Source organism: Kitasatospora sp. NPDC041917 (assembly GCF_055589745.1).
Genome location: NZ_JBVJBI010000002.1, coordinates 259,957 through 269,180, shown reverse-complemented (window position 1 = coordinate 269,180; position 9,224 = coordinate 259,957). Strand labels below are relative to the sequence as shown.

The following is a 9,224-nucleotide window of genomic DNA, read 5'->3' as shown; positions in this document are numbered from 1 at the left end:
CACCGACACCCGTTCGTCCGACGACAGAGGAGCCCGACATGGACGAGAACACCCGCTACCAGGTGCTGCGCAACGACGAGGAGCAGTACTCCCTCTGGCCCGCCGACCTCGACGTACCGGCCGGCTGGCAGCCCGTCGGCACCGAGGGCACCGAGGCCGAGTGCACCGCCTACGTCGACGAGGTGTGGACCGACATGCGCCCGAAGAGCCTGCGCGAGCGCATGGAGAACGCCGGAGCCTGACCGGCCGCACGGACGGGGCCGCCGGCCGCGCCGCGCCGACCGGCCCCGTCCCGGCCGCCGCACCACCCCACCACCGCGCCACTGAACGACCGCACCACCGAGCCGCCGCACCACCACGACCCGAGGAGAGCACCATGACCCCTCCGCTGCGCACCGAGCACCTGGATTTCATCCCCTACCGGCCCGAGGACGAGGACGCCTTCGTCTCCCTGCTGCGCAACGCGGACGTGTGCCGCTGGATGGGCCAGGACCTCGTGCCCGAGCCGGACATCCGGACGCTGTTCCGCGCGATCCTGGCCGACGTCTACCCGCAGAACCTCTTCGACGTCTGGGGCCTGTGGCTGGACGGGGCGTACGCGGGCCACGCCGAGGTCAAGCGCACCGGGAACGTCGACGGCCACGAGCTGGTCACCGCGCTGGCCCCGGAGTTCTGGGGCCGGGGCCTGGGCGGCGAGGTGGTGCGCGGCCTGATCCGCTACGCCGGGGACGAGCTGGGGCTCAAGGAGGTCTACGGCATGGTCGGCGCCGAGAACACCCCGAGCCTGACGATGTGCCACCGGCTCGGCTTCCGGCACCTGCGGGACGTCGTCGGCGACGACGGCTCGGTGACGAAGCTGGTGGCCGTCTCCACCACCGACCCGGCCTGACCCCGGCCGGGCCCGACCCCTGTCCCGTCCGGAGCAGCGGACCGGCCCCTCCGCCGGTCCGCCCCGCCCGTCGTCCGTGAAGGCGCACACCGTGCCCGGGACGGACCGCGTCCGCGGAACCGCCGAGTACCTGCCGGTCCCACCCGACCGGTCGGGACCGGCCGGTGCACGGCGCCGCCACACCGGTCCCGCGTACCGGGCCGGCTGCCCCCGCCACACCGGTACTCGGGACCGCGGCGGGGACGGGATACCTCCGCACGGGTGATGTTGCCGCCCTGTGTGTCCGGCCTTGCGGTGAAGTCGGTGCGCTGCTGGTTTGCTGTCCGGCGGGGTTCCGACGGCGCGGCTCTCGTTCCGGCGGCCCAGGCCGGGCGCGGTCGCCGTTGCTCCTCACTGCGGGAGGCCGGTGGGCCCGCCCGTTCACGGACGGTTCCGGAGCTGGAGGTGACGGGTGGTCGGGGCCCGACAGGGGGGCGGATCGCCCGGGGAGGGCCCCGCGCGGGGCCGGGGCGGCACAAGGGTGCGGGATCTGCCCGGGCGCGGTGCCAGGAGGCTGCGCGGGGCGGCCCGAACCGTCGGCCGGTCCCTCGCCGCGGCCGGCGCGGCCCTCGCCGCCCGGGCCGGTCGGATGCCCCCTCCGCCCGGCCCGTTCCGCCGGGGGTTCTGGCGCAGCCCGATCCGCGGGCCGTGGCTCACCTCCGTGTTCGGGTTCGTCCTGCTCGCCGGGATCCCGGTGCTGTTCGTGACCGGGGCGCTGTCCTACGCCGCGTACAACCCCGGCCTCGGCCGGCTCAACGACCAGACCCCGGACAAGGGGCTGCTGGGCTTCTACCTCTTCGACTGGCCCACCGATCCGCCGTGGCTGTACCGGCTCACCCAAGGCGTGCACGTGACGCTCGGCGTCGTGCTGGTTCCGGTGCTGCTGGCCAAGCTGTGGTCGGTGATCCCGAAGCTCTTCACCTGGCCGCCCGTCCGCAGCGCCGCGAACGCGCTGGAGCGGCTGTCGCTGCTGATGCTCGTCGGCGGTGCCGTGTTCGAGTTCGTGACCGGGATCCTCAACATCCAGCTGCACTACGTCTTTCCGGGATCCTTCTACCCGCTGCACTTCTACGGTGCGTGGGTGTTCATCGCCGCCTTCGCCGTCCACGTGGTCCTCAAGCTGGGCAGCGCGAGCCGGGCTCTGCGGTCGCGTCCGCTGCTGGCGGAGCTGCGGACCGGGCTCGCGGCGACCAGGCCGGAACCCTCCGACGGCGGGGGCCTGCCGGCGGCCTCGCCGGCCGTACCGACGACCTCCCGGCGCGGTGCGCTCGCCCTGGTGGGAGGCGGCTCGCTCGCCCTGTTCGCGGTGACGGCCGGGCAGAGCCTGGGCGGCAGCCTCCGCGCGACCGCACTCCTGGCGCCGCACAACCGGGCCCCCGAGCAGGGCCCGAACGGCTTCCAGATCAACAAGACCGCCGCCGCCGTCGGGATCACCCCGGAGCTCGTCGGGCCCGGCTGGCGCCTCGAACTGCACGGCACCGCGGAGCGGTTGGTCCTCACCCGCGAGCAACTGCTGGCCATGCCGCAGCGGTCGGCCCGGCTGCCGATCGCCTGCGTGGAGGGCTGGTCCACCGAGGACCAGCTGTGGAGCGGACTGCGGCTGGCCGACCTGGCGGCCCTGGCCGGCCTGCCCGGTGCGGCCGAGGTGCTGGTGGAGTCGGTCCAACCACCCGGCCCCTACACCTCGGTGCTGCTGCGGGGCAACCAGATCCGCGACCCCCGGTCCCTCCTGGCCCTGCACGTCAACGGAGTCGACCTGTCGCTCGACCACGGCTTCCCGGCCCGGATCATCGTCCCCGCCAACCCCGGTGTGAACAACACCAAGTGGGTCGGCCGACTCACCTTCAGGGCGTGACCGTGGCCCGACCCGCCCGCCTCACCCGCTGGTACGGCGCAGGGCCGATGCACCTGCTCGTGCTGCTCGCCTCGTTCGCGCTCACCGGTTACGCCGCCGAGCGGCTGGTGTCCGACCGGGCCCTCGCGGTGGTGCTCTGGTTCGTCGGCGGGGCCCTCGCCCACGACCTGGTCCTGCTGCCGCTCTACTCGCTCGCCGACCTCTCCGCCCGGTCCGTCCTGCGCCACCGCCACGAGCGGGCTCCGACCGTCGAGTGGATCAACTACCTGCGGGCACCGGTCGTCCTGTCCGGCCTCCTGCTGCTCGTCTGGTTCCCCCTCGTCCTGAACCTGTCCGAGCCGTACCCGGGGGCCACCGGGCTGTCGGAGGAGGTCTACCTCGGCCGGTGGCTCGCCGTCAGCGGAGTCCTGTTCGGCGCGGCGGCCGTCGCCCTCGCGCTGAAGCTCCGCCGCGTCGGCCGATCCCGGCGGTCCACGCCCGGGTGAGCGGCGGGCCGGCCCGCACCGGCGGTGCGGGGGTTCGTGAACCGTAAGACCGGATTTTCGAGACCCGAGGCCCGCTGGTTCCCGCAGCGGCCGGAACGGTCTCGCCGAGAGAGAGGTGGAACACATGAGGGTACGTGGGGATGCGCCGCGGGCCGAGGTCGGTGTGATCGGCGGCTCGGGCTTGTACGCGCTGCTGGACGAGGTGACCGAGGTGCGGGTCGACACGCCGTACGGGCCACCGAGCGACGCGCTGTTCCTGGGCGAGGTGGCCGGTCGCCGGGTCGCCTTCCTGCCCCGGCACGGGCGCGGGCACAGGCTGTCGCCGCACCGGATCGACTACCGGGCCAACCTCTGGGCGCTGCACGCGCTGGGGGTGCGGCAGGTGTTCGGGCCGTGCGCGGTGGGCGGGCTGCGGCCGGAGTACGGGCCCGGCACGCTGCTGGTGCCGGACCAGTTCGTGGACCGGACCTCGGGCCGGGTGCAGACCTACTACGACGGGCAGCCGCTGCCGGACGGCTCCGTCCCCGAGGTGGTGCACGTGCCGATGGCCGACCCGTACTGCCCGGCGGGGCGGCGGGCGGCCCTGGACGCCGCCGCCGCGGCGGCCTGGGGGCCGGTGGACGGCGGCACCCTGGTGGTGGTCGAGGGGCCACGCTTCTCGACCCGCGCCGAGTCCCGCTGGTTCTCCGCGAACGGCTGGTCGGTGGTCGGCATGACCGGGCACCCGGAGGCCGCGCTGGCGCGTGAACTCGGACTCTGCTACAGCACGTTGGCGCTCGTCACCGACCACGACGCGGGCGTCGAGGCAGGTGAGGGCGTCACCCAGGCCGAGGTGCTGAAGGTCTTCGCGGGCAATGTCGACCGGCTGCGCACGGTGCTGTTCAAGGCGATCGAGCTGCTGCCCGTCGACCGGGACTGCGTCTGCTCGCACGCCCTGGACGGTCTCACCACCGGTCTCGCGGGCGTCCCCGGAGCCTGACCGGGCCGCAGCGGCGGCGCCGCCGGTCCTCGGGGACGGGGCACCAGGGTGGCAGGGTGGGCGCGTGCTCACCCGACGCCTCCTGCCCTGTGTCCTCGCCCTCGCCGCGCTGACGGCGGCCCTGGCACTGACCGTGACCGGCGGCGGGACGCTCGCCGACCGGGCGCCGCTGTACGGCTGGTACGCCCTCGACGCGGCGCTGTTCACCCTCGCGCTCGTCCTGCTCCGCGGGGTGGGCGACCGTCACGTGGTGCCGCTCGTCCTGGCCGGGAGCGCCGCCGTCGCCGCCGTCGGGCTGTTGGCGCCACCGCGCACCAGCGACGACGCCTACCGGTACGTGTGGGACGGCCGCGTCCAGGCGGCCGGCACCTCGCCCTACGCGCGCACCCCGGACGACCCGGCGCTGGCCCGATTGCGCGATCCGGGTCTGTTCCCGGTGGGTGACGGCTGTGCGGGGTGGGACGAGCGGCGGACCGCGGACGGCGACTGCACCCGGATCAACCGGCCCGCCGTGCACACCATCTACCCGCCGGTCGCGGAGGCGTGGTTCCTCGCCGTGCACCCGTTCGGCGGCGGCGTCCGCGGTGTGCAGGCCGCGGGGGCCGTGCTGGCCGTGGCCACCACCGGCGCACTGCTGGCGGCACGGCGGGGCAGCCGACGCGCTGCGCTGTGGGGCTGGTGCCCCGGAGTGACGGTGTGGGCGGTCAACGACGCGCACGTCGACACCCTCGGTGCGCTCCTGATGGTGGCCGGACTGGGCTTCTCCGCCCGTCGCCGGGCCGGTGCCGGCGGCGCCCTGCTCGGCGCGGCGGTCGCGACCAAGCTGCTGCCGGCGCTCGCCCTGCCCGGAGCGCTCTCCGGGCTGCTGGCCCGGCGTCCGACCAGGTCCGACGTGCTGTTGCTCGCAGTGGCCCCCGGGACGTTCGTGGCGGTCTATCTGCCCTACCTCGTCGCCTCCGGGCCCGGTGTGCTGGGGTACCTGCCCGGATACCTGCGGGAGGAGGGGTACGAGCAGGGGCACCTCGACCGGTTCGGCCTCCTGCGGATCGTCGTCGCCGACCGGTGGGCCCCGTGGGCGGCCGCACTGGTGCTGGCGGTGGTGGCACTGTGGGTGCTGCTGCGCGGCGATCCCGGCCGTCCGTGGCGCGGCGCCCTGCTGGTGACCGGAACGGCGCTGCTGGTCGTCGCGCCGAGCTACCCCTGGTACGGCCTGCTGGTGGTGGCCCTGGTCGCGCTCGACGGGCGGTGGGAGTGGCTGGCCGTTCCGGCGGCCGGACAGGCGCTCTACCTCGTCGGCGGGGCGGACGCCCAACGGTCCGCGTACGCGGTCGCGCTGGCCTGTGTGCTCGCGGTGCCGACGGCCCGCGGGCTGTCCCGCGCCGTAGCGCCGCGGCCGGCGCGCGGTCCGGCGCCGGGTACGACGAAGGCCTGACCGGCCGCCGACGTTCCGAGGCGCGTGGCGCACCGCCGACTCGGAGGAGGCGGGGCGAAGCGCCCCGTCACACGAGTGTGCCGGCGGAGGACTTGCGGAGGGCGAGGAACCGCCGTCCGTGGGAGGTCCAGCGTTCGGTCTCGACGAGCCCGGCCCGGCGGGCCCGCCGGGTGACCGCCCCGGCGCCGCATCGCGCCCAGGCGAACGCCGGACCGAGGCGGCCGTCGGAACCCTCGACCCGTACGGTGATCCGTTCGTCGAGCTCCCACGGCTCGACCTCGACCAGCAGGACGCCGTCCGGTGCCAGGAGTTCGGCGCCACGGCGCAGCAGCACGACCGGGTCGCCGCCGATGCCGAGGTTGCCGTCCGCGAGCAGCGCACCGCCCCAGCGGCCCTCGGCGGGCAGCCGGTCGAACACGGACCGGCACAGGGCGGGGCCTCCGAGGTGGCGGGTCCGTTCCACCGCCGCCCCGGTGACGTCGACGCCCAAGGCCGGGACGCCGAGGGCCAGCAGGGCGGCCACGAGCCGGCCGGGTCCGCAGCCCAGGTCCACCACCGGGGCGGCCAGACCCACGCAGCGCCGCAGCAGGCTGTGGTCGCCTCCGGCGGCGGGGGCGCACCACCGTTCGACGTCGAGTGCGATGCGCGAGCCGTCCTCCTGACGCAGCCACAGGGGGCCGCGTCCGGCGCGTACGGCCTCGGCGAACGGGTCGTCGATCCAGGCGGCGGCCGGGGCGGTCATCCGGCGAACTCCGGGGCGGTGTCGATCGTGCGCAGGCGCACGGCGAACCCGGTGTGCGGCGCTTCGGCCGCGACGCGGCGGGCGTCCTGAATGGTGTCCACGTCAGTCATCACCGGGAGATGACGAACCGTCAGGCGCTCGGCCGCGAGGCGGTCGAGCAGGGCGGCGCCGGTGCGGGAGGTGGACATCGGCACCCCCCGGAGCAGGCGTCGGGCCAGCCGCTCGGTGGGGTGGGCCAGGCCGAGGGCCCAGAAGCCGCCGTCGGCCGCCGGGCCGTACCAGGCGTCCGCACCGGTGCGGTGGGCCGGGGAGAGCGACTCGGCGAGGACGGTCGGGTCCAGCTGCGGGGTGTCCATGCCGACAAGCAGGGCGGGTGATCCCGGAGCTCGCCGGGCAGCGTGGGCGAAGGCCGCCGCGAGCCGCTCGTCGAGCCCGCCGCCGCACTGCGGGACGACGTCCCAACCGGGCGGCAGCCACGGACCGGCGTCCCCGTCGAGGACGAGCAGCCGCCGTCCGGCCGGCATCCGGTCGAGAGCGGCGAGGGTGTCGACGAGGGCGGCCCGGGCCAGCGCCGCCGCCTGCCCCGGACTGCACGGCGGGGTGAGACGTGTCTTCACCCGGCCCGGAACCGGTGCCTTGGCGATGACCAGCAGGGTGGGCGGCGGTGCCGCCAGCACGGCCCGCATGTCGCGTACGGCCTGACGGGTGCCGCGCACGGTCCCGGTGACCTTGGAGCGGCCGGAGCGCGGGAGGTAGTCGACGTCGGTCTCGGTGATCCGCATCCCGGCCGCCGAGGCGGCGAGCACCATTTCGAGCGGATAGCCGGAGCGGCGGTCGCCCAGCCCGAGGGCGATCAGCCGCTCCCGCCGGGCGGCCCTCATCGGTCCGAGGTCGTGCAGCGGCGCCCCGGTGAGGGCGCGCAGCCGGCGGGCGAGGACGGTGTTGGCGAGCCGGGCGTGCACCGGCCAGGCGCCGGCGGTCGCGGGACGGCGGCGGCCGAGCACGAGGTCTGCCGTGCCGGCCGCCACGGGACCGGCGACGCGGGGTAGTTGGGCCGGATCGAGTGAACCGTCGCAGTCCATGAAACAGACCAGTCCGGCGGTCGCGGCGAGCAGACCGGCGTGGCAGGCGGCGCCGAAACCGCGCCGGGGCTCCTCGACGACGGTGGCGCCCAGCGACCGGGCCAACTCCGCCGAGCCGTCGCGCGAACCGTTGTCGACGACGATCGCGCGCCAGCCGTCCGGGACACGGCCGAGCACCCACGGCAGGGCCGCGGACTCGTCCAGACAGGGAAGGACGACATCGGCGACGGGGACGGGATGGAGGGGAGAAGTCACGCCGGTCACGCTAACCGCAGCCCGGCCCGCCGAGGCCGAACCGCGCCTTGCGGAGGTGCCACGTCGGCGAGGCTCGACCCGTCCGGGGGATCGGACGGGATTCGGCGGCACCCGCGCACGGCTGACGTCGCGCGCCGTTCTCACGCCCGCTGCGGCGCGGCGGCGAACTCCAGCATCCCGTCGGCGAAGGAGACCCGGGCCCGCCACGTGAGTTCCGTCCGGATCCGGGCGGAGTCCGCGGTGATGTGGCGGACGTCGCCAAGCCGGTACTCGCCGGTCACCACCGGCGTCGGTCCACCGTGGGCGGCGGCCAGCGCCCGTGCCATCTCCCCGACCGTACGGACCTCGCCGCTGCCCACGTTGTAGGCCCGGGCACTGCCCGGCGGGCGGTCGCCGAGCGCCGCCAGCGCGGAGAGGTTCGCGGCGGCGACGTCCGCCACGTGGACGAAGTCCCGGCGCTGCCCGCCGTCCTCGAACACCCTGGGCGTTTCGCCCCGGGCCAGGGCCGAGCGGAAGAGCGACGCCACTCCGGCGTACGGAGTGTCCCGCGGCATCCCGGGGCCGTAGACGTTGTGGTAGCGCAGGGTCAGGGCACGGCCCGCACAGGCGCGGCTCCAGGCGGAGACCAGGTGCTCCTGGGCGAGCTTCGTCGCCGCGTACACGCTGCGCGGGTCCGTCGGTGCGTCCTCCGCCACCAGGCAGGGCACGAGTTCGGCACCGCAGCGCGGGCACGGCGGCTCGAACCGGCCGGCGTCCAGTTCGTCCGGGCGCCGTGGGCCGGGTGCGACGTCCCCGTGCAGCCGGCAGCGGTAGCGACCCTCGCCGTAGACCACCATGGACCCGGCGAGGACGAGGCCGCGCACGCCCGAGTGCGCCATCGCGGCGAGCAGCACCGCCGTTCCCAGATCGTTGCAGCCCGCGTAGGCGGGCGCGTCGTCGAGGTCCGTCCCCAAGCCGACCATGGCCGCCTGGTGGCAGACCGCGTCCACTCCGGCCAGCGCCCGCTCGACCGTCGCCCGGTCCCGTACGTCCCCCTGCCGGAAGTCCACCGCCGCGGGCAGCTCGGGTGGCATCCCCGAGGGATGGACGGCGGGAAGCAGCGCGTCCAGGACACGGACCTCGTGGCCCGCCGCCACGAGGCCCCGGACGACCGCCGAACCGATGAACCCGGCGCCGCCGGTGACCAGAATCCTCATGACCGGTGACGCTACCGGGCCCCGACCGTGGAACGGCCGAAGGCGGCGGTCGCGTCATGCCTCGGTCAGGGGTTCGGCCGCGCCGCCGTTGTCGGGCGGCCGACCGGGGCCGGTGCTTCCGTGCCGGCTGCGACACCTCCGGCGGAGTGCCGCCGCCGCGCGCTCGCCATCCGTCAGCCGTTCGGCGTCGCGGGCGGGTCGGCCGGGGACGAGCGCCGCGCCCTGTTCACCGGCGACCCGGTCCCGTCCACCGCCCGTCCCGGTGCCTGG

The 9,224-nt window shown here is 75.6% G+C and carries 9 protein-coding genes and 1 pseudogene; 6 read left to right on the top strand and 4 right to left on the bottom strand.

Annotated elements, in window-relative coordinates:
• Positions 1-38: 38 nt before the first annotated feature.
• The 6 genes from ACZ6EM_RS03355 (at position 39) to ACZ6EM_RS03330 (ending at position 5,679) form a co-directional block, all read left to right on the top strand.
• Entirely contained in the window at positions 39-242 is a 204-nt protein-coding gene (locus tag ACZ6EM_RS03355; RefSeq protein WP_316528801.1) for an MbtH family protein, read from the top strand.
• A gap of 134 nt (positions 243-376) precedes the next feature.
• Positions 377-889, top strand: coding sequence for a GNAT family N-acetyltransferase (locus ACZ6EM_RS03350; RefSeq protein WP_401052067.1), 513 nt, complete (start codon positions 377-379; stop codon positions 887-889).
• A 628-nt stretch (positions 890-1,517) separates the two neighbouring features.
• Entirely contained in the window at positions 1,518-2,783 is a 1,266-nt protein-coding gene (locus ACZ6EM_RS03345; RefSeq protein ID WP_465771565.1) for a molybdopterin-dependent oxidoreductase, read from the top strand.
• A 47-nt stretch (positions 2,784-2,830) separates the two neighbouring features.
• Positions 2,831-3,268, top strand: a complete 438-nt coding sequence (locus ACZ6EM_RS03340; RefSeq protein ID WP_401056425.1) for a hypothetical protein — start codon at positions 2,831-2,833, stop codon at positions 3,266-3,268.
• A 124-nt stretch (positions 3,269-3,392) separates the two neighbouring features.
• A complete protein-coding gene (locus tag ACZ6EM_RS03335) occupies positions 3,393-4,247 on the top strand; it encodes an S-methyl-5'-thioadenosine phosphorylase (RefSeq protein WP_452177566.1) in 855 nt (284 codons plus the stop codon).
• A gap of 64 nt (positions 4,248-4,311) precedes the next feature.
• On the top strand, positions 4,312-5,679 hold the full coding sequence (locus ACZ6EM_RS03330; RefSeq protein ID WP_465771510.1) for a hypothetical protein: 1,368 nt from the start codon (positions 4,312-4,314) through the stop codon (positions 5,677-5,679).
• A 67-nt stretch (positions 5,680-5,746) separates the two neighbouring features.
• On the opposite strand, the gene ACZ6EM_RS03325 is transcribed toward ACZ6EM_RS03330, so the two are convergent.
• The 4 genes and pseudogenes from ACZ6EM_RS03325 to ACZ6EM_RS03310 form a co-directional block, all read right to left on the bottom strand.
• On the bottom strand, positions 5,747-6,421 hold the full coding sequence (locus tag ACZ6EM_RS03325; RefSeq protein ID WP_465771509.1) for a class I SAM-dependent methyltransferase: 675 nt from the start codon (positions 6,419-6,421) through the stop codon (positions 5,747-5,749).
• Positions 6,418-6,945 carry a TIGR04282 family arsenosugar biosynthesis glycosyltransferase gene (locus ACZ6EM_RS03320; protein ID WP_401053385.1) on the bottom strand — a complete coding sequence of 176 codons (528 nt, stop codon included), beginning with the start codon at positions 6,943-6,945 and terminating at the stop codon, positions 6,418-6,420. The genes ACZ6EM_RS03325 and ACZ6EM_RS03320 overlap by 4 nt, the downstream gene beginning before the upstream one ends.
• 99 nt (positions 6,946-7,044) lie before the next feature.
• Positions 7,045-7,767: pseudogene (locus ACZ6EM_RS03315) on the bottom strand (glycosyltransferase family 2 protein); the annotation flags it as partial.
• Positions 7,768-7,898: 131 nt separating this feature from the next.
• Complete coding sequence (locus ACZ6EM_RS03310) at positions 7,899-8,954, bottom strand: NAD-dependent epimerase/dehydratase family protein (protein WP_452177569.1); 1,056 nt, start codon at positions 8,952-8,954, stop codon at positions 7,899-7,901.
• Positions 8,955-9,224: the final 270 nt, after the last annotated feature.